This is a genomic window from Enterococcus sp. AZ040 (genome assembly GCF_050499185.1).
GTDB classification, from domain to species: Bacteria; Bacillota; Bacilli; order Lactobacillales; family Enterococcaceae; genus Enterococcus_D; species Enterococcus_D entomosocium.
Map to the genome: position 1 here is coordinate 2246685 of NZ_JBMHEW010000001.1, position 20131 is coordinate 2266815.

A 20131-nucleotide genomic window follows, 5' to 3' on the forward strand; every position below is an offset into this window, starting at 1 on the left:
TCCTAGTGTTTTCTAGAAAAGAGCGAGTTTTTTTGTCTGTGTTATTCACGATAAGGGAGTAGTTGTCTCATTACGGCGATTTGGTCATCAATGGTCTGTTCTGTGATGTGACCGGTCAGAGCCAAAATCCCTAATCCTTCAATCACGAACATATAGTTTTCTGCAATCACTGCCAAGTTTTCATCTTTTAATACACCTTGCTGAACGCCCACTTGAAAAATCTCATGGATCGTCCGTTTCGTCTCAGCGAGTTGAGCTTGCTGCAGTGAACTGGAGGCTTCGGTTTTATGCGTATAGTAATACTCGTAGACGGCTCGCAGCATACCGTCAGAAATGCTGTGGAGTAGACGCTTGCGATGGTCGGAAAAATATTTGTTTAAAATCGTTTCAAAGGGTACTTGCTCCATGATCATCTCTCGTACATCATCAAATTTTCGTTTGGAACGCTGCTCTAACACTGCCAAAAAAATCTCATCCACCGAACGAAAGTACAAATAAATGCCGCCGCGACTAATGCCGCACTCTTCGATAATGTCCTTCATTGTCGCATCAATCAAACCTTTCTTACTAAAGACGACTTTGGCACTTTCAAGAATCAAATCACGCTTTTGTTGTTTTTTCTTTTCCGCTGTAGTCAATTCGCTCTGCTGCTTCTTCGCCATTTTTTTGGCTCCTTTCATCACATTATTAATGACACTCGTGTCATTTTGTTGTATAATCAACCTAACTTAAAAATGACACGAGTGTCATTATAAAAAAAGGAGTTTTTACAATGAATACAAAAAGCAAAACCTATCGCCTTGTCATTCGTGCCATTTTGACTGCTATTATTATTTTACAGACGATGGTACCTTTCCTTGGATTTATTCCGATCGGTATCACTAGTTTAACGATCATCCATATCACGGTGATCGTCGCTGCCATCGTTTTAGGGACAAAAGACGGGATGTTCATCGGCTTAGTCTGGGGTGTTTTTACCATGATCCGTGCGTTTACTTCTCCGACAACGCCCTTGGACATTGCCGTTTTCACCAACCCAATCATCTCGGTGGTTCCCCGTGTGTTGGTTGGCTTAGTGGCTGGTCTCTTGTTTACGATCATTTACAAAAAGACCAAAAAAGTCGTCGCTGCTTCGATTGTTGCAGCAATCTTTGGGACCATCACCAATACAGTTTTGGTCTTAACCCTAATGGGAACCTTATATACTGGCTTAGTTGCCAATACCTATGGTGTCGATGCTTCGGCTTTATTCGTGACCCTCGGTGGAATTGCTATAACGAATGGAATCTCTGAGGTGATCACAGCTGCGATCTTAACACCCATTCTAGTAAAAGCCTTATTTGCGGCAACCAGTTTACGTCCAGAAAATCGTTAGTCCCTTCTCTTATCCTATCATTTTTTTCACGTTCTGAGTACTCTTTGCCCAAACATTAAAAGCCCCCGATTTAAGAAAGCTTCTATTGTATAGAAAGGCTTTCTTAGATTAGGGGGCTTCTTCTTTTATTGGTTAAAAAAAGGTGGACAGCAAGGCAAGGATCGCTAGACCGCCTTGGGTCAAAATAATTTTCTTGTCGCTAGTCACACTGCCATATGCAGCTACTAAGATAATGTAGATCAGCAACAAGCGACTGATTTCCAATGGTGCTGAAGCAAAGGTAATACTATACAGTAACCCCAAACCAATGAGTCCATTGTAAACCCCTTGGTTTTTGAACAAGGTCACAACGATCGGTCGTTCAAGTTCTGCTTTCGTCACGTTGAAGACCCGCGCCGTTGCTTTGGACGTAGTGGCAAATGTTTCTAAATAGAGAATATAGAAAAACTCTAAGGCAACCAGTACAATTAAAATCGTCGATAAAATCGTCATCTTTATTCTCCTTGTTGAGCGACAATGATCTCGCTCGGTTTGGCTGCAAAGTCAGGCATTTGCTGGAATAATTGTTGCAGCAGCGGGTTTTGATTGTGGGCGGTGATCGCTTCTTGACTCGCCCATTTTTCGACCATGACAAACCGATTGTTTTCTTCCAATGATTCATAGAGATGATAGCCGTGGCAGCCATCCTCAGTTCTTGCCGATGCTATTAATGGGGTAACAGCGGCTAAAAAATCTGCCCGCTTTTCTTCTTTGATGTAAAACGTTGCATTGATGATTTCCATCGTTTTCCCTCCTCTTATAGAAATGTCGTAATTTGTTCTGCGTCTAACCGAACGGATTCATAGCCTAATTCTTTGGCTTTTCCGACTGAAAGGATCATGACAGGAACATAACGTTCTTTGTCTAAGCCAAAAGCTTCTGCTAATTGATCTGCTTCAAAGCCGCCGATTGGGTTGGTTTCATAGCCATGCGCCCGCGCAACTAACATAAATTGCATCGCTGCTAAACTAGCGTCGATCTTCACCACATCATTCATTTGTTCTTTTGTAAGATTTTCGTAATGAGGAATGATCGCTGCTAATTGTTGGTCACGTACTTCCGCTGGCATTTTGCCTTCTGCTACTGCTTTGTTATAAATTTCTTCTCCTAGTTCATGACAAAGCATATCGCCAAAAATCAAGACCATTGCAGAAGATGTATCATTTTGTCGGACGTTGAAACGAATCAACGGTTTCAATTTTGCTTTTTGCTCATCGCTTTCCACAACGACAAAGCGCCAAGGCTGCATATTGACTGAGGAAGGTGCTGTCGTTGACTCTTGGATCATGGTCAACATTTCTTCATGGGGGATTTTGTAGGTTTCATCATAGACACGGACCGATTTTCGGCCAAAGGTAATCTCTGAAAAATTGTTATTGCTGTATTCTGTCATGGGTTTGCCTTCTTTCATGGAACTAATTTCATAAGTAATGTTAGAAGCTGTGCTTCTTCTTCTTCGGTCAAATTGATGCCTAACGACTCCTCAGAGCTGGCATGCTTTGAAGCACAACTAGCCAAATCGGCTTGTGCTTTCGGTGTCAAAGAAACAAAAATCTCGCGGTTATTGTCTTTGTTTCGTTCCCGTGTCACAAATTGTTTTTCTTCGAGAATCTTCAAATGCCGAGTGACCGCTGCACTATCGATCTTCAATTCATTCTGTACTTGATTTTGGGTACAGCGTCCTTGCTCATTCAAAAACTGCAGCAACTGATAACGGGTCAGACTAAAGCCAGTCTCTTTTTCAAAGATCGCCGTTAATTCTTGATTCACGATTTTCATCCGATACAGCAATCCGCTTAGCTCACGTAAATTCATTGCATAAACCGCTCCTTTCAACATTGACTTGTCAACTGTTGACTAGTCAAGTATAAATCATTTTCTTTTGCTTGTAAAGAGTAAGCAAAAAAGACCCGCAGCTAGGCGAACTTCATCAAGGATCGAATCAAGAATCCTTTGGCGAAGTTGCGCCATTAGGCTGCGGGTCTTCGTTACTCCGGTATTGAGAAAATACTGGAGAATTTATTTTATTTTAATTGGAAGAGTTTCTTCAAGCCCATCACAATCAGTGTAGAGATCGCTGCAGCAGCGAAGATGATCCCCCACGTGCCGGCTTGAATTGGCATCGTGTCTAATAGCTCATTCATAAACGGTACATAGACTGCTGAAAGCTGCAAACCTACGGAAAGGAGCAATGCCCCCATCAACGGTTTGTTTTTCAAGAGAGTTTTGTCTAAGCCAAAACCGCTGCTCTTACGAACGTTGAAAATATGCATCAATTGCGCTACTGCCATAAAGGTAAAGGTCGCTGTTTGTGCATAAAGCAACTCGTGATCCGTCAACATCAAGAAATTGAAGAAGCCAAACGCCACCAAACCAATCACAACACCACTTAAAATGATGCGTCCTAAGAAGCGTTTGTTGACGAGGCCATCAGCTTTCGACCGTGGCTGACGTTTCATGATATCGTCTTCTGCTGGTTCAAAGGCTAACGCCATTGCTGGCGCAATATCGATGACTAGATTTAAGAAAAGGATATGCAGCGGTTGGATCGGCATTGGCATCAAGAAGATGACACTTAAAAAGATCGTCACGATCTCAACCATATTACATGAGAATAAGAAAGAAACATATTTTTTGATGTTGTCAAAAATGATGCGTCCTTCTTTGATGGCATCGACGATTGTTCCAAAACGGTCATCCGTTAAAATCATATCGGAAGATTCTTTGGCTACTTCTGTCCCACGAATCCCCATGGCGATCCCGATATCGGCGCCGTTGAGTGCCGGCGCATCGTTAACGCCATCGCCAGTCATAGAAACGATATCGCCTTCTTCACGCAAGGCTTCCACAAGTTGTAATTTATTTTTTGGAGAGACTCGAGCAAAGACAGCGACTTCTTCGATTTTTTCGTTAAAGCCTTCCTGCCCTGCCAATTCATCGATCTCGCGACCTGTCATGGTTTTTTCATGATCTTTTAAGCCAATTTCTTTGGCGATCATTGATGCGGTCTTCGGATGGTCCCCCGTGATCATCTTCACTCGGATCCCCGCTTCTTGGGCGACCTTCACTGCCTCTTTGACATCTGTTCGTGGCGGATCGACGATGCCCGCAAAGCCTTGGATCTTGATTTCCTGTAATGCTGCTTTCAGTTCTGCTTCGTCCGTCCCACCTTGATAATCCTTGATGCAACCGACAGCGATCACCCGCTGCCCATGACTGGCTAACGTGTCATTGTATTCATGAAGTTGTTCTTTTTCTGTGGCATCAGCATCAGCTAAATCAATTAAGACATCTGGTGCCCCTTTGATGATCAATGTCCGTTGCTCTCCTTCATACACGGTCACCATGTATTTGTTGTCGGAATCAAAGGGCATTTCTGCGATTTTCTTCAGCCCGCTGTCCTGCTCTTTTTGCCGATCGATGCCAATCTTTTGACCTAAAACGACAAACGCCCCATCCGTTGGATCACCGAGGATCTCGTATTGCCCTTCGTTTTCACGTAAAGTGGCGGTGGTACATAAAGCGCCATTTGCAACCATCCCTTGCAGTGCATCATGATTGGTTGCGTCGATCTCGGAATTATCATCCGAGTCTGCCTTATAGAATTTTCCGTTGGGTTCATACCCATTTCCTGTCACTTTGAACATTTCCCCAGAACCTAAAATGATCTCGGCAACCGTCATTTGGTTTTCTGTCAGCGTCCCCGTTTTATCACTGGCAATGATACTGGTGGCGCCAAGAGTCTCGACGGCAGATAACGATTTGACGAGTGCTTTGTGCTCGGCCATCGTCCGCATGCCTCGAGACAATGTGATTGTCGAAACGGCTGGCATTGCTTCAGGAATGGCTGCGACCGCTAAAATAATCGAAATATGGATCATTTCGACAAATGGCTGATTCGTCAAAATACCTGCGACCAAAACTGCCACCGCAGCAAAGAGCGCTGCAATAATGATTGCTTTTCCAAGCTTGTCCAATTCGATATCTAACGGCGTTTGACGCTTTTTGTCACCCGTCAGCATGTCACTGATTTTTCCGACCTCGGTCTTCATGCCGGTTTCTGTCACTACTGCATAGGCATTTCCCCGAGTTGCCGCAGTTCCTGCGAAAACGACATTGTGGCGATCGCCTAATGGAACATCTTCTTCATAAGTTTCTCGTGCATCTTTTTCAACAGCTTCTGACTCACCGGTCAGCGCTGATTCGATGCAGGCAAAGTTGCTCGTTTCAAGTAAGCGGGCATCTGCCGCAATAGCATCCCCTTCTTCCAAAACGAGAATATCGCCTGGAACGATCTTTGCCGACTCGATCTCCATTACTTCTCCATCACGAATCACTTTTGCGGTAGTGTAAATCATGCTTTGAAGTGAATCAATTGATTTTTGTGCTCGTAATTCTGTAATGAAACCGGTCATTACAGCAATCACCACGGCAATCAATACTGCAATTCCTTCAACCGTTTCCCCCATCGCAAAAGAGAGTAACGCAGCTGCTAGCAAGAGATAAACAATCAAGTTGTTCAAGTTATGCCACAGCAATTCCCATACAGAAAGGGATTCTTGTTGCTGGATCGTGTTTTCTCCGTATTTTTCTAAGCGTTTGTCGGCTTCTTTCCCGCTTAGGCCTTGCTTGCGGTCACTTTCAAAATGTTTCAAGGTCTCTTCAGTCTTTTGCTGGTAAAATTTTTCCATCAAATTCCTCCTTTTAATTGTAAACTTCTTGCCGAGGGTTTCCACGTTTCTGAAGGGATAAATCGGTACAGATACCTTGCACAGTCATTTTTTGATTTTGAATCGGTTCAGGCAATTGCTGATTGAAAGGAATATAACCAATAAGAAAAGCAAGCGCAGATTGACTGGCTGAGGGAAAAGGTATGTGTGTTGAGCGTCGATCATTTTGCGAGCAGTGAAGTAACTTTTTTTGGTAGTCGCAAGTGATCTTTCTATGTACGTACTTTGTGAAAAAACCATTCGGCCTATTTCTAACCTATCATGGATGAAGATGTTCGCAAAGGATTTTGCTTCACAAGTAAAGTAAAAAAACAGTCGTGACAAAATTAGCACCTCAGCTTTTGGTGTCGATTTGACAGCATGCCAGTAATGGCAAACAGGCACTCGTTTCGGCGTTTTCTTAATAACCTGAGCTTTCGCTATGTTGTGATTTACAATGTTACAACTCTAGCAAAAAAATAACTTTAAAAAGAGAACACTCGCTGTCCTTACTTTATTTTAACAAAAAAACACAAACTTTTGAACAAAAAAAACTGTTTACTGCTAGAAAAATAGATAAATCACTGGATCTTTCCGCTTACAGTCTAATTCCTGATCGTCAGAAAAGCCTAAAGTTAAAACAAGCCATTGATCCTTTGTGTTCATTCAACACGAGCTCACCACTACCCAAAACAAGCATTCATCGGTTGATTGATGAATCATCAGCCGATGAATGCTTCGTATTTATTCTACTTTAAGAGGTAATTTCCTCATTCTCGATATAGCAATAGACCCTCAGTTCAGGCAAAGCCTGCTTTATTTGCTGCTCAATGGTATCAATAAACGTGCTTGGTTCTTCATCCGGCGCTAGTTTCAAGCTAAGGTCGGCGACGATCAAAAGTTCCTCTGGGCTTAGATGGAGGGTTCGTAAATCTTTGATTTGAATGATTGCAGGGTCGGCTAAAATTTGTTTGATCGCCATTAAATCCGATGCGGATGCCCCTTCGCCAATCAAAAGGCTATAAAATTCTTTGGCTAAAAAGACAGCAGCAGCAATCAACAACAATCCACCTAAAATGCCCCCGAGGGAATCAAATACCGGATTGCCTGTCAAAGCAGTCAATGAGATTCCTACGATGGCGATCGTCACACTGCCTAAGGCAAACAAATTTTCCGTGAAGCCTAAAAGCAGATCGGAATCGCGGCTTTCTTTTAAGAAACGGACGAGGGGCTGGTTTTGCTTGTTTTGTTCTTTGACTTCTTGCCATCCCTCTTGTACAGCCGTCACTTCAATGAACAAACTGACAAATAAGATCGCTGCCACCAGCTGGAGCTGTTCCACTTCGTGGGTTGGGTCTAGTAGATCACGGCTGGCTTCAACAACCGCTAAAATCCCACCGCCTAAAAAAACTGTCATGGCAACTACGGTACTAAAAAAATAGGTCGCTCGTCCTTCACCAAACTGATGCAGTTCACTGCGTCCTCGCTGTGCTCGGTTTTCACCGATGGCTAGAAGTCCTTGATTGATGCAATCGATCAGACTATGGATACTTTCGTTCATCAAGACAGCACTGCCGCTAAAGAAGTAGCCGATGGCTTTCATGATCAACCCTAAGACGTGGGTCAGCAAAACGATTCTACGGGCTTTTTGTTCTTGCTGTTTTTCCATCATGGTTCCTCCCCCAGTGTATGACTTGCTGCAACAAGTTGTTTCTTTTCTTAAGAATAGCACTGCACTTCTGAGATGCAAACGAAAGCGGCTTGAGAGACTGAACTTGTTTTCAATCGATTTTTAAAGGTCTGAGGGTATAAAAAAAAGTCAGGAATGTTCCTGACTTTTTTCTCTTGATTAGTAGCCGGTTCCGTCATCAACGACATCCGAGCCGTATCCGTCACCAGTTCCTGCACCTGTCTCGTTTCCAACACCGGTTTGTGTTTCTGTATTGGCATCTGCTTGCGAATCTGCTGGTGCTTGACCTAAGGCTTTCAGCATATCATTACGGATTTCATTGTAAGAATAGTCTTGAATATATACGATCGATTGTCCATCATAAGATTCCCCATCGTACCATTCAAAGGTATGTTTTTGAATATCGAACCCAGACAACATATTGCCCGCTAAAGATACTAAGTCTTCAAACTTAAAGTTTGTATTCACATCTTCGCTGACAGAATCTAAAATTTCTTGGTACTTGGTGACATTATTGATTTTCAAAGCTTGGTGGATCGCTGCTTCAATAACTTCTTGCTGACGGTTTCCTCGATCCACATCAGTATCCATTTTCCGGATACGGGCAAAAATCAAGGCTTGTTCACCGTTCAACAATTGACGTCCTTCTGGAATCAACGTTTCTCCCGTGTTGTCTGAAGTATATTTCTTGTTGATGTCGTAAGGCACATCAACAGTGATTCCGCCAATCGCATCGATTATTTTTTCAAAACTTGTAAAATTGATGTTTACGTAATAGTCAATTGGCAATTGCAGGTAGTTTTGGACTGTTTCAATCGTTGCGTCTTCCTCACCAATCGTGAATGCACTATTGATCTTGGCTGTAGTAGCAATTGTCCCAGTTCCTGTTCCATCATAAATATTGGTCCAAATATCTCTAGGGAGACTAACCATATCGATTTTCTTGTTTTCGCCATCATATACCATGTAAATCAAACTGTCGGTACGGGCACTGTCCAAATGTTCTGTCTTTTCACGTTCCGCGTCATTATCGACACCCATCAGCAAGATCCCAAACTTTGAATTCACATCAGAAGCTTTCAATGAGTTGTCTTCTTTACTTTTATTGGAACTGATTACAGCGGATTCTTTAAACATTTTATCCACTGAATTTTTTGCTGCATAATACGTATAGCCGGCAAATAAAACGATGCCTGCAATGGCGAAAAGAAAGATTCCTCCAATAATCACGCGTTTGTTGCGCGCTTTGTGGGCTCTTTGCTGTTTATATCTCGTCTTTCTATCCATAGTGCCTCCTTCATTTCTCCTGAATTGCTCTCCCCGATTGTACCAGAATTTTTGCGATCCGCCTATTTTTTTAAGAAGTTTTATTCTTTTTCTGTGAAGTCCTTTAAACATTCCTTAAAAATAATTCTGAAGATGAAAGAAAGCTGGATAATTAGTCAACTTCTATGGATATTTTATTAAAAAACGATTTTTTTCATTCACCCTTTTTTGATGGATCAACTTCTTTTTCGACAGTAAGCTGAATAATTACACCAAAAGGGTCACGAACACTTGCATAAAAAAACGCAAACGGATTTTCACTAGGTGCCTGGATCACCTGACTGCCCTTTTCCACTAGTCGTTGATAAAGCTTTTGAGCTGTTTTGGTGTCGTCTATCGTCAAACTCAAGGATAAGTGATTCCCTGCTTGAATGGGCTCCCCTTCGATCAATGGATTGTCAGCCAGCTGCAACTGGAAATCTCCGATTTGTAGGATGGAATGAGAAAGATACTGTTCTTGACCTGTACGAATCTCCAGCGTTGGATCAAGTTTTTCTTGATATTCTTGGTTGGTGATGGCGAATAAGAGGGTCGCATCTAATGTTTCCTGATAAAAGTGGATGGCTTCTTGGGCTTTGCCGTCTAAGGTTAAAAATAAAGCGATTTTTGGTTCGATCATTTGTTGGTTCCTCCTTTTCTTGTTACCATAAGTGTAACTGTGAATATTGCCAAAACTTGGCACCATTGGAGAAAGAAATGAAAAAATCAGAACGTTTAACTCAGGAGCTATTGTATTTACAAGGAAAAACCACTTTTCATCTAGCTGATTTGATGGAAACCTTTGCGATTTCAAAACGCACAGCCGTCCGCGATGTCCAATCGTTGGAAGAGCTGGGCTTGCCTCTCGTGGTAGAAGCCGGTCGTTATGGCGGCTATCAGATCTTAAAAAATCAACTGACCCCCTTGTACTTTGACAAAAATGAACGTTATACCCTTTTCTTTGCTTTACAGCTCTTACAAAAACTGTCCGATTCTCCTTTTGATCGGAGCTATCAAGGGCTGCGGCGAAAACTTTTGCAGTCTTTTTATCAAGGAGATACCGACTGGTTAGAAAAAATGGAGACGGCGGTTTCGTTTCAAGGGGTGCCTCAATTGACGAGTGCACCGATCCTCTCAGCGCTTTTTTCAGCAATCGTACAAGAACAGGTCATCCAATTTACCTATCAGCGTTATCAAAAAACGAACAAGACCGTACAACCCTATCAGCTGGATTTTCGTGCTGGTTACTGGTATTGTTTGGCCTTTGATTGTCAAAAGCAGGTCTTTCGCCGCTATCGCTGTGATGCAATGCAGGGACTTGCTCCGACTGAAAAAACAGGCTATACCTTGCAGCAGTTAGCTGAAAAACAGCTGCAGCAACAAGTGTTGACACAAACACTGGGCTATCACATCCGCTTTGATCTATCGGCAAAGGAACGCTTGTGGCAAGAAAAATATCCTGATATGGCAGTGGTGGAACGTCCTAGTGAGCTTTGCTTAGAAGGACACATTGCCGACAATGAGCTTGATTTTCTAGCTGACTTTCTCTTGCAATTTGGGCCAACCATCAAAGAAATCGAACCGTTAGCCCTCAAACAGGCGTATACTGAAAAAGCTCGGCGGATGCTGCAGCCATTTACAACTGACTAAGCGTCTTCACGCTGTTCGATGATGGTTGACACTCTGCCTAAAACGATTCTTACTTATAAGGAGTTTTCTACCCATGTTTCTTTTAAATAAAAAAACCTTCCAAGCGTTGGCAGCCCCCTATTTGACGGAAGGAGCTGTGATCGGCTATGCAAAATGGCAGTCCTTCAATGCCATCACCAGCCGTACCCTGCTCGTCTTAGATGATCAGCAATTGACGATTTTGGCATTGAATCTTTTCTCGACAAAAGTCCTGCAGCACAAAAGCGTGCCGCTTGCTGAGCTAAAAAAACAGCACAAAGATCCTGTTGTAGGGATGCTCGTCCCGATTCGCTTTACTTATAAAGGGGAAACCTACCGTTTTCAAATGCAGCGAGTGATTTTGCCCTTGGGCGATTGGCAAAAAACCTTTCTTGCCCGCTGGCAGGCGTGGTAAATAGGCAGCAACTGGCAAGTTCTAATTGTAAAAGAAAGAATTTTCATGAAATTTACACTCTTTTACAAGAAAGTTGTTGTATTTTTCTGATAATGTTTTCGGCTATTTCGTTCTATGGTAAGATGTCCCTAAAGAAATGGAGGCTGTCTATGGTATGTATGGAAAGTGAACGGTTAACGATCCGTCCGTTTCAAGAAAGTGATTTTGCCGATACCTTTGCTATTTATCAGCAAGCGGAAGTTTGCCGTTTCTTACTTCATGAGCCTTGGCAGACAGAAACGGCAGCGGCGTCTTTTGCCAAAAAATGTCAACAGCACATCTTGACGGACCAAGCAGGTCTTTCTTTGGCGGTACTACACGATCAAACGGTCATCGGCGATTTGTCGGTGTGGTCTACTGGTCAGCCGTCTTCCGTTGAAATCGGCTATGCCTTCCATCCGTCATTTGGCGGACAAGGGTTTGCTCAAGAAGCCTTGAAAGAGTTGATGGACTGGTTGTTTGCCAGTCAGAAGATCCATCGGGTCCAAGCGACGCTAGATGCCCGCAATCAGGCCTCAGCCAAGCTTTGCCAACGGATTGGATTGCGCCAAGAAGCACATTTTATCCAAGACTGGTGGAACAAGGGGGAATGGACCGATAGTTTGGTTTTTGCCTGTTTAGCCAGTGAATATCCTGCTCATCCGAAATAATTTAGGAGGTTTTTTATGATAAGCTTGTTACGCTACGCCAAGGATTATCGCAAACAGATTATTCTTGGTCCGTTTTTCAAATTTTTAGAAGCGGTGTTTGAATTGGTTCTGCCTTTGCAGATGGCCGCTTTAGTCGATGAGGGCCTACGGCAAAACAATTGGTCGAAGGTCGTTGAAATGACGATCTGGATGATCGTGATGTCCGTGGTGGGGATGATCTGTGCCGTCATCTGTCAGTATTATGCTTCCGTCGCTTCTCAAGGATTCGGGACAGAATTACGCAATCGCTTGATGAAAAAAATCAACACCCTTTCCCATAGCGAACTGAACTTATTCGGTACTGATACGTTGATTACTCGAATGACCAATGACATCCATCAGATGCAGATTGCTTTGGCGATGCTGATTCGGCTGGTGGTCCGGGCACCCTTCTTAAGTATCGGTTCCGTGATTATGGCCTTTGTCATTGATTGGCAAGCTGGCTTGATTTTCCTACTCGTTTTACCGCTCTTTTGTATCGTCTTATTCTGGATCATCGCCAAAACCGTGCCATTGTATAAGAAAGTTCAAGTCCATTTAGATGAGTTGAATGAGCTAGTTAGTCAAAATTTAAGCGGGATTCGGGTGATTCGTGCCTTTGCCCGCACAAAAACGGAAACGAAACGCTTTGATAAGGCAACTGATGATTTAAGTGAGGTCTATTTACGGGTGACAAATCTGTCTGCTTTATTGACGCCTGCCACCACCTTGATCATGAATGTCGGCATTATCGCGTTGTTTTATATCGGTGGATTCAAAGTCAATATAGGCAATTTGCAGCAAGGACAAGTGCTGGCACTGGTCAATTACATGAATCAAATGCTCTTAGCATTGATCGTGGTTTCCAACTTAGTGATCATCTTTACCCGTGCGGCAGCATCAGGTTCACGGATCAACGAAGTTTTAACCACTGAGCCATCGATCGGCGACGAGCTTTCAGAAGTCTTTATGGATCAGCCGAAAAACAACGTCGGAGCGATTCGCTTTGAACATGTTGATTTCCGCTTTTCAAAAGAATACGGATTAGCTTTGAAAAACATTGATTTCCAAGTCGCGCCAGGGTCTATTTTAGGTATCACTGGACCAACCGGTAGTGGGAAATCTGCCTTGACCCAATTGATTCCCCGCTTCTACGATGTAGCAGATGGCAAAGTGATCGTTGACGGTCACGATGTGCGGAAATGGCCTTTACAGCAATTACGCCAAAAAATCGCTATGGTGCCTCAAACCGCCGTGCTGTTTACGGGGACGATTCGGGAAAACTTGCAATGGGGCAAAAAAGAGGCCACCGATGAAGAATGCTGGCGCGCTTTAGAGATCGCTCAAAGCCGTGACTTCGTTGAAGCCTTGCCGCAGCAACTGGATACCCCGATTTTTGAAGGTGGCAAGAACTTTTCTGGGGGACAAAAACAACGGTTAACGATCGCCAGAGCGTTGATTGCTAAACCAGATATCTTGATTTTGGATGATTCTCTGAGCGCCCTTGACTATCAAACCGATCTTGATTTGCGGATGGCTTTAAAAGAAAGCATTCCTGGCACGGTCATCATTATCTCTCAACGGGTTCGCTCCATTCAAGATGCGCAGCAGATCTTAGTCTTAGACCAAGGGAATTTGGTAGGCAAAGGGACCCATGAAGAGCTGTTGGCATCTTCAAAAGAATACCAAGAAATCGTCGCATCACAGGCAGAGGAGGAAGAAGCATGAAAAAGAAATCATTCGATTGGTCGGCCTTTCGTCGCTACCTCCCTTATTTGACTGCCTACGCGAAGGAAACTTGGGCAGCAGTTGTCCTCGGGATCGCTGCTGGCGTCTCCTCGGTTTATATGACGTATCAGATTGGTCAAGCCGTCGATCAGCTGATAGGTGCTGATCAAGTGCAATTCAGCGCTCTCTATCGTATTTTGCTTCTGTTTGCCGGAGTGGTTTTAGTGACTGTGGTCAGTCAATGGTTGATCCAGCGACTGGGTAACCGCGTGGCGTATTTATCTGTCGCCGATTTGCGCAAAAAAGGTTTTGCGCATCTCAATACATTGCCTTTGCGCTATTATGACCAAAACTCCCACGGCAACATCGTCAGTCGTTTTACCAATGACATGGATAATATTTCCATTGCCGTCGCTGCAGTCTTCAACCAGCTGTTTTCTGGTATTTCGGTCGTCTTGATCGCCTTAGTCGTCATGCTGCAAATGAGTGTGCCCTTAACGTTGGTCGTATTGGTTTCGACCCCGATCATCTTTTTGGTCAACTGGATCGTGGCACGAACGTCACAATCGCATTTTGCTCGGCAACAAGAAATCGTTGGCGAAATTTCTGGCTTTGTTACGGAAATGATCGGCAATCAAAAAATCGTCAAAGCCTTTGATCGAGAAACCATCAACCAAAACCGTTTTGAAACGATCAACCAAGAATTGAATGTCCGGGGGCAAAAGGCACAGTTTTCTTCTTCTTTGACCAATCCCCTTTCACGATTCGTCGATCATTTGGCGTATCTGTCAGTCGGCTTTGTCGGCGGTCTGCTTTACTTTTCTGGTTCAGGTGCTGTCACGGTTGGGATGATTTCCAGCTTTACGATCTACTCCAGTCAGTTTTCGAAACCATTCATTGAATTGTCAGGAATTACGACCCAGATCCAAACGGCATTGGCTGGACTTTCAAGAACCTTTGAGCTGTTGGATCAAGAGCCAGAAACAGCCGATGACCAAGAATCTCAATCACTGGGAGAGATCAAAGGCGAGATTGCCTTTGAGGAGGTGTCTTTTGCTTATGATCCTGGTCAAAAATTGATCGAAGATTTCACTTTTACTGCAAAACCTGGAGAAACCGTCGCAATCGTCGGAAAAACCGGTGCCGGTAAATCGACGTTGGTCAATTTGTTGATGCGTTTCTATGATGTCGATAAAGGCGCGATCAAGATCGATGGCACCGATATTCGTCAGTTGAAACGAGAAGAATTACGGCAAAGCTTCGGAATGGTCTTGCAAGATACATGGCTCTTTGATGCCTCTTTACGAGAAAACTTGCAATACGGAAATGACACTGCCACAGATGAAGAAATCTATGATGCCCTAAAGCATGCCTATATGTATGAATATGTGATGCGCTTACCAGAAACACTAGATACACCGATCGGTCATCAAGGCATCAAGATCTCTGACGGACAACGACAGCTATTGACGATTGCCCGCACGATGATCAGTAACCCACCAATGCTGATTTTGGATGAAGCAACCAGTTCGGTTGATACTCTGACTGAGAAAAAAATTCAAGATGCCTTTTTGAAAATGATGGAAGGCAAAACCAGCTTTGTGATCGCCCATCGGTTATCAACGATTCGAGCAGCAGACAAGATCCTTGTAATGGATGCCGGTCAAATCGTGGAGCAAGGAACCCATGAAGAATTACTGGCAGAACAAGGCTATTACTATCGCCTGTACCATGCTCAATTCCAACATTGATCAGTCATACAACAACCCCCACCACCTCAAAGAGAGACTCTTGAGGTGGTGGGGGTTGTTTTGGTTGATTTATTGGTTCCAAACATCGGCATATTCTGGTTTGCGTTCAAATTCTTTTTTGGCAAAGGGACACAAAGGAATGATTTTCTTTTGTTCTTTGCGGGCTTTTTCCACCCCTTTTGCCACTAATTTTTCGGCCAGACCTTGGCCCCGATAAGCGGGATCGACAAAGGTATGGTCAATGATCAAGCGCGTTTCGCCCGCTTCCGACCACGTCATTTCACCAATTTCTTTGTCACCGTCTTTTAACACAAATCGAGCATTTTCTTCTAAGATTTCCATGATTGTTCCTCCTTTAACACATACTTTAATGCACCGCTTGGACAGGTATGGATCACTTGTGCCGCTTGGGCTGCTTCCCCATTATCAGGAATCACACAGGGACGCCGTCCAACTTCAAAAATGGCGGGATTGCCCCGCACACAATTACCGCTGTGGGTGCAGATCTCTTTGTTGTAATAAATATCGATCGCTTCACCACGATACTTCCGATATCCTGCAGCAATCAACCCTTCTTCTGTTTCATTCGCTAGTGGCTGTTCGTCCATGTTGAACACCCTCCTCTTACTGATTGTCAGAAGCAAACTGCCTGCCTCCTCCTTCATCATACGACTTCTCGAGAAAAAAATAAATCATTTGTTCTAAAATAGCCTCTCAGTTGCCGATCATTAGCCAAAAGCTTGCGGCAGCACAATAAAGCGTTCCGTCAAAACAGCATGTTTTGACGGAACGCTTTTTTCATTCGTGGGGCACTTTTGCAACAAAATGAAACCGCTGCGTGGCGTAATCCCCTGCTAAATGAGGATCGATATATAACCCGAGTTGCATCAATTCATCGCCACCGAAGTTCTCGCCCCCACTTTGATAGGTGAGGTCAGGATCAAGACCAGCCAGCTTTAAAGTAACCAATGGTGCAGAGGCTTCAGCTAAAACTCGGAAGTAAAAGACGATCGCTTCTTTTTTATCCTGAGAAACATACAGCCAGGCGGCGTCATTGCCTTCATAAGGGCTGAGCAGTCGAACAAAGCGGCCCAACTGCAGCAGGCGCCGATGTTTTTTATAAAAAGTGATTTGTTCTTTGATTTGCGTTTTTTCTTCTTCTGTCAGCTGTGTTAAGTCAAGCTCATAGCCCAGCAAGCCAGACATCGCAGCATTGCCGCGAATCGCTAGATCCGTTGCCCGTTGGGTCTGATGGTTCGGGATCGCTGAGACATGCGCACCCATGGTGGATGGCGGATAGACCAGACTGGTACCGTACTGGATCTTCAAGCGGGCGATGGCGTCGGTGTTGTCGCTGGTCCAAATCTGCGGCATATAATACAAGAAACCGGCATCAAAGCGCCCGCCACCGCCAGAACAGCCTTCAAACAGGATCGTCGGATAGGCAGTGGTCAGTTTCTCTAGGAACTCATACAAGCCCAGCAGATAGCGATGCGCGACCTCCCCTTGCTGGGCAGGATCGAGGAGCAAGGAATAGACATCCGACAGACTGCGGTTCATGTCCCATTTGATATAGTCGATGGCAACCGTATCAAACAGTTGGGATAATTGCTGATAGAGATGGTCTCTGACATCTTGTCGAGAAAAGTCCAACACATACTGACTGCGGCTAAGCGCTGGCTTGCGATTTGGTACTTGTAACAGCCAATCGGGGTGTTGTCGGTTCAGTTCACTGTCGCCCGAAACCATTTCTGGTTCCAGCCAAAGCCCGAATTGCAGCCCTTTGTCATGGACTTTTTGGGCAAATCCTGCCAAGCCAGAAGCTAGCTTGCCTTCGTTTTCAAACCAATCGCCTAATGAGGTTTGGTCATCTTCTCGCTGACCAAACCAGCCGTCATCCAAAACAAACAGTTCGATTCCCAGCTCCTTCGCTTCATCAACGAGGGCATCCAGTTTTTCTTCATTGAAATCAAAGTACGTTGCTTCCCAGTTATTGATCAGGATCGGCCGTTCTTGCTTTTTGTATTTGCCCCGAATCAAATGCTCATCATAAAAGTCATGATAGGTGGCTGACAGCTGGTTCAAGCCAGCCTCACTATAAGCAATCACGGCTTCTGGGGCTTGAAAGCTTTCAGTTGGCGGCAATTGCCAAGCAAATTGATGGCTGTTGATCCCCATGATCACACGAGTCTGATGGTAAGGATCTTTTTCGATGATAATTTCATGGTTGCCACTATACAGCAAACTAAAACCAAAACACTCCCCAGCAAACTCCGTAGCATTAGGTTCCAGTATGACGGCAAAGGGATTTTGCTGATGACTACTGGAACCACGCTTGCTGTCCAAACGCTTGATGCCGCGATTGATTGGTTCTCGGGTGACTTGGCGTTCTTTCGCCCATGCCCCCGGCAAGTGGATCAAATCAAAGGGACGGTTAGGAAAATCGAGCGCTTGACTCGCCAGCTGCTCGATCGTAACAGGCTGGTTTCCGTGGTTGATTACTTTACTTGAGCGGACGATCACTGCCGCATCCTCGAAAATCGTGTAAAACAGCTGCAGTTCGAGTCCCGTCACATCATCTTTTAAGGACAGAATCAGTGTTTCGATCCCGTCGTCGGCACCATGGGTCTGAGGCAATCCTGCTAGGGCGGGTTTGCCTTGTTGAATCTGGTAATCACTAAAGACAAAATGGCTGACTCGGCTACCGTTAGACTGGCGAATCCTATAAGCTGCTTCTCGAAAATCTCCGAAGCCGTTGCCAGGAAATTCCATCATCAAGGTGTCTAATGAGAAAAGTCGGTCGCTGCTGTCTGGGGGATTGGGCGAAAAGGACCGATCAAGACGTGGATAACGATAGCCGCCAGAATAATGAGCGATTTTTTTTCCAAAATAAAGGTGTGCCACATTGCCCCCTTCTTCTATTTGTATGAGATAGCTGATTTGATCGTTGCTTAAATGAAAGACGTTTAATTGTTTGTCAAAAAGAATCATATCGTACCCTCTACTTTATAATTGTTCGCTGATACTCCGTTTATTTCACGGATCCCAGCATACCTTGGACAAATTGTTTTTGTAAAACGAAGAAAATGATGGCCGTTGGCAGTGTGGCGATCACAATGCCGCACATCATCATGCCATAATCAGGTGTATAAGAAGCACCCATAGCCGAAAGAACCAGTGGAACGGTCCGTTTGTCTGGTGATTGCAAGGCAACTAATGGCCACAAATAATTGTTCCAGCTGCCCATAAACGTAATGATCGCGGCAGCTGCATAAGTATTTTTAGCCGTCGGCATGTAGACTCTAAAGAAAATACTCAGTTCATTCAAGCCATCGATCCGAGCAGCTTCGACTAATTCTCTAGGGAATGCCTTGATGTTTTGGCGGAAAAAGAAAATCAAAAAGGCGGTACAGACCGAGGGCAAAATCACGACAGCGAAGGTATTGATCCCGATTGGTGTGCCGCTAAGCTTGCTGAACATCCGATAGAGCGGGATCATTAGCGCGGCAAAAGGCACCATCATCGACAGCAATAGAATATTAAAGATACGGTCTTTGGTTTTCGTCCGATAGATCTCAAAGCCATACCCTGCCATGGAGGAGAACAACAGTGCAAGGAAGGTCGTAATCACGGCAATCACCGCTGAGTTTCCTAATGCCCGAGTAAAATTCAAATCGGAAGAAAAAAGATTTTGGAAGTTGATGACCAACTGAGCCCCAATCATGATTTTCCCGGCAACGATATCAAAGGTTTGATTGGTCATCCCTAGGATCATCCAAACAAATGGAAAAATAGAGATGAAAGCCAAAATCGCCAGAAAGACGTATTTTAAAGTGAGTGAGATTGTTTTCAATTTTCTTTTCCTCCTATTTTCGTTTGGATGATCGATAAAATCACGATCGCGATCACAATGACAAAGGAGACCGCAGCGGCATACCCAAAGTTTGGCGTGAATTTGTAACTCAAATTGTAGATATATTGTGACAAGGTCGTCGTGGCATTGGCTGGTCCACCGCCAGTGATATTTTGAACTTCATCGAATAATTGCAGCGTACCGATCGTTGAAGTGATCGTGGTAAATAGGATGATTGGACGCAAGTTGGGAATCGTGATTTTGAAGAATTGATCCCATTTTGAAGCGCCATCGATCTCTGCCGCTTCATAAATACTTGGATCGATATTCTGCATGCCTGAGATGAAAAAGATCATATTGTAGCCGGTCCAACGCCACGTGATGGCAAAAATAATCAGTACTTTTGCCCAAAAAGGATCTGTCAACCATTGGATCGGCGCATCGATCAGGTGTAGCTGCGTCAAAAAGTTATTGACTAACCCGTTTGCCGAAAAGAGACTTTTCATGATCAAGGAATAAGAAACCAAGGATGTGATACATGGTAAAAACAAGGCGGTGCGGAACAGCCCTTTAAATTTCAATTTTTTGTCATTCAATATGTTCGATACGATCAGCGCCAAAAAGAGCATGATCGGAACTTGGACTAATAAGTATAAAAACGTATTGCCAAAGGCTTTTTTAAAGGTTGAGTCGCTCAACATCCGCTGATAGTTGCCAAGACCGTTAAAGGTCATCGCTGTCGGTGGTCCTGATTGGAATGACGTGAACAGTGCCGAGACCATCGGGATAAAGACCAGCATCGTGATCAAAATGACGGGTAAGGTAATAAAGGCATTGCCGTTTGCAAACCAATTTTTTGTTTTGTTTTTCATTGTAATTCCCCCTTAACAC

19 protein-coding genes and 1 pseudogene are annotated in these 20131 nt (G+C 44.1%); 6 read left to right on the forward strand and 14 right to left on the reverse strand.

Annotation, left to right across the window (positions count from 1 at the left end; translation table 11 throughout):
- Positions 1-41: 41 nt before the first annotated feature.
- The gene (locus tag IGK63_RS10325) at positions 42-662 is read right to left on the reverse strand and encodes a TetR/AcrR family transcriptional regulator (protein WP_005225615.1); all 621 of its coding nucleotides are present in this window, start codon (positions 660-662) and stop codon (positions 42-44) included.
- 110 nt (positions 663-772) lie between these two features.
- On the opposite strand from IGK63_RS10325, the gene IGK63_RS10330 reads away from it, so the two are divergent.
- Positions 773-1375, forward strand: coding sequence for an ECF transporter S component (locus IGK63_RS10330; protein WP_016613515.1), 603 nt, complete (start codon positions 773-775; stop codon positions 1373-1375).
- A 132-nt stretch (positions 1376-1507) separates the two neighbouring features.
- On the opposite strand, the gene IGK63_RS10335 is transcribed toward IGK63_RS10330, so the two are convergent.
- The 8 genes from IGK63_RS10335 to IGK63_RS10370 form a co-directional block, all read right to left on the reverse strand.
- Positions 1508-1867 carry a DUF1304 domain-containing protein gene (locus IGK63_RS10335; RefSeq protein ID WP_016613516.1) on the reverse strand — a complete coding sequence of 120 codons (360 nt, stop codon included), beginning with the start codon at positions 1865-1867 and terminating at the stop codon, positions 1508-1510.
- A 2-nt stretch (positions 1868-1869) separates the two neighbouring features.
- Entirely contained in the window at positions 1870-2157 is a 288-nt protein-coding gene (locus IGK63_RS10340) for a putative quinol monooxygenase (protein ID WP_016613517.1), read from the reverse strand.
- 14 nt (positions 2158-2171) lie between these two features.
- Positions 2172-2807 (reverse strand): nitroreductase family protein, encoded by a 636-nt coding sequence (locus tag IGK63_RS10345; RefSeq protein WP_008378805.1) that lies wholly within the window; start codon positions 2805-2807, stop codon positions 2172-2174.
- 14 nt (positions 2808-2821) lie between these two features.
- The gene (locus IGK63_RS10350) at positions 2822-3229 is read right to left on the reverse strand and encodes a MarR family winged helix-turn-helix transcriptional regulator (RefSeq protein WP_008378808.1); all 408 of its coding nucleotides are present in this window, start codon (positions 3227-3229) and stop codon (positions 2822-2824) included.
- A 209-nt stretch (positions 3230-3438) separates the two neighbouring features.
- Positions 3439-6105 (reverse strand): HAD-IC family P-type ATPase, encoded by a 2667-nt coding sequence (locus IGK63_RS10355; protein ID WP_034872272.1) that lies wholly within the window; start codon positions 6103-6105, stop codon positions 3439-3441.
- A 772-nt stretch (positions 6106-6877) separates the two neighbouring features.
- Positions 6878-7795, reverse strand: a complete 918-nt coding sequence (locus tag IGK63_RS10360) for a cation diffusion facilitator family transporter (protein ID WP_005234947.1) — start codon at positions 7793-7795, stop codon at positions 6878-6880.
- 177 nt (positions 7796-7972) lie between these two features.
- Positions 7973-9100: an LCP family protein gene (locus IGK63_RS10365; RefSeq protein ID WP_008378814.1), complete on the reverse strand. Its 1128-nt coding sequence runs from the start codon at positions 9098-9100 to the stop codon at positions 7973-7975.
- Between the two features lie 193 nt (positions 9101-9293).
- Positions 9294-9758 carry a VOC family protein gene (locus IGK63_RS10370; protein WP_008378816.1) on the reverse strand — a complete coding sequence of 155 codons (465 nt, stop codon included), beginning with the start codon at positions 9756-9758 and terminating at the stop codon, positions 9294-9296.
- Positions 9759-9835: 77 nt separating this feature from the next.
- Here IGK63_RS10370 and IGK63_RS10375 point away from each other — a divergent pair, with 77 nt between their 5' ends.
- The 5 genes from IGK63_RS10375 to IGK63_RS10395 all read left to right on the forward strand — a co-directional run bounded on the left by IGK63_RS10375 (position 9836) and on the right by IGK63_RS10395 (position 15387).
- Entirely contained in the window at positions 9836-10768 is a 933-nt protein-coding gene (locus IGK63_RS10375) for a helix-turn-helix transcriptional regulator (protein ID WP_034872277.1), read from the forward strand.
- A 73-nt stretch (positions 10769-10841) separates the two neighbouring features.
- The gene (locus tag IGK63_RS10380; RefSeq protein ID WP_005234941.1) at positions 10842-11201 is read left to right on the forward strand and encodes a hypothetical protein; all 360 of its coding nucleotides are present in this window, start codon (positions 10842-10844) and stop codon (positions 11199-11201) included.
- Between the two features lie 149 nt (positions 11202-11350).
- Positions 11351-11890 carry a GNAT family N-acetyltransferase gene (locus IGK63_RS10385; RefSeq protein ID WP_008378822.1) on the forward strand — a complete coding sequence of 180 codons (540 nt, stop codon included), beginning with the start codon at positions 11351-11353 and terminating at the stop codon, positions 11888-11890.
- A 15-nt stretch (positions 11891-11905) separates the two neighbouring features.
- Positions 11906-13636, forward strand: a complete 1731-nt coding sequence (locus tag IGK63_RS10390) for an ABC transporter ATP-binding protein (protein ID WP_429972495.1) — start codon at positions 11906-11908, stop codon at positions 13634-13636.
- On the forward strand, positions 13633-15387 hold the full coding sequence (locus tag IGK63_RS10395; protein ID WP_008378827.1) for an ABC transporter ATP-binding protein: 1755 nt from the start codon (positions 13633-13635) through the stop codon (positions 15385-15387). Before IGK63_RS10390 ends, IGK63_RS10395 begins: the two co-directional genes overlap by 4 nt.
- A 69-nt stretch (positions 15388-15456) precedes the next feature.
- On the opposite strand, the gene IGK63_RS10400 is transcribed toward IGK63_RS10395, so the two are convergent.
- The 5 genes and pseudogenes from IGK63_RS10400 to IGK63_RS10420 form a co-directional block, all read right to left on the reverse strand.
- The gene (locus IGK63_RS10400; protein WP_016613524.1) at positions 15457-15729 is read right to left on the reverse strand and encodes a GNAT family N-acetyltransferase; all 273 of its coding nucleotides are present in this window, start codon (positions 15727-15729) and stop codon (positions 15457-15459) included.
- Entirely contained in the window at positions 15717-15995 is a 279-nt protein-coding gene (locus IGK63_RS10405) for a (4Fe-4S)-binding protein (RefSeq protein WP_429972496.1), read from the reverse strand. The genes IGK63_RS10400 and IGK63_RS10405 overlap by 13 nt, the downstream gene beginning before the upstream one ends.
- Positions 15996-16185: 190 nt before the next feature.
- On the reverse strand, positions 16186-18378 hold the full coding sequence (locus tag IGK63_RS10410; protein WP_016613525.1) for an alpha-galactosidase: 2193 nt from the start codon (positions 18376-18378) through the stop codon (positions 16186-16188).
- 40 nt (positions 18379-18418) lie between these two features.
- Positions 18419-19234: pseudogene (locus IGK63_RS10415) on the reverse strand (carbohydrate ABC transporter permease); the annotation flags it as partial.
- A 2-nt stretch (positions 19235-19236) separates the two neighbouring features.
- Positions 19237-20112 (reverse strand): carbohydrate ABC transporter permease, encoded by an 876-nt coding sequence (locus IGK63_RS10420; protein WP_005225588.1) that lies wholly within the window; start codon positions 20110-20112, stop codon positions 19237-19239.
- Positions 20113-20131 lie beyond the last annotated feature (19 nt).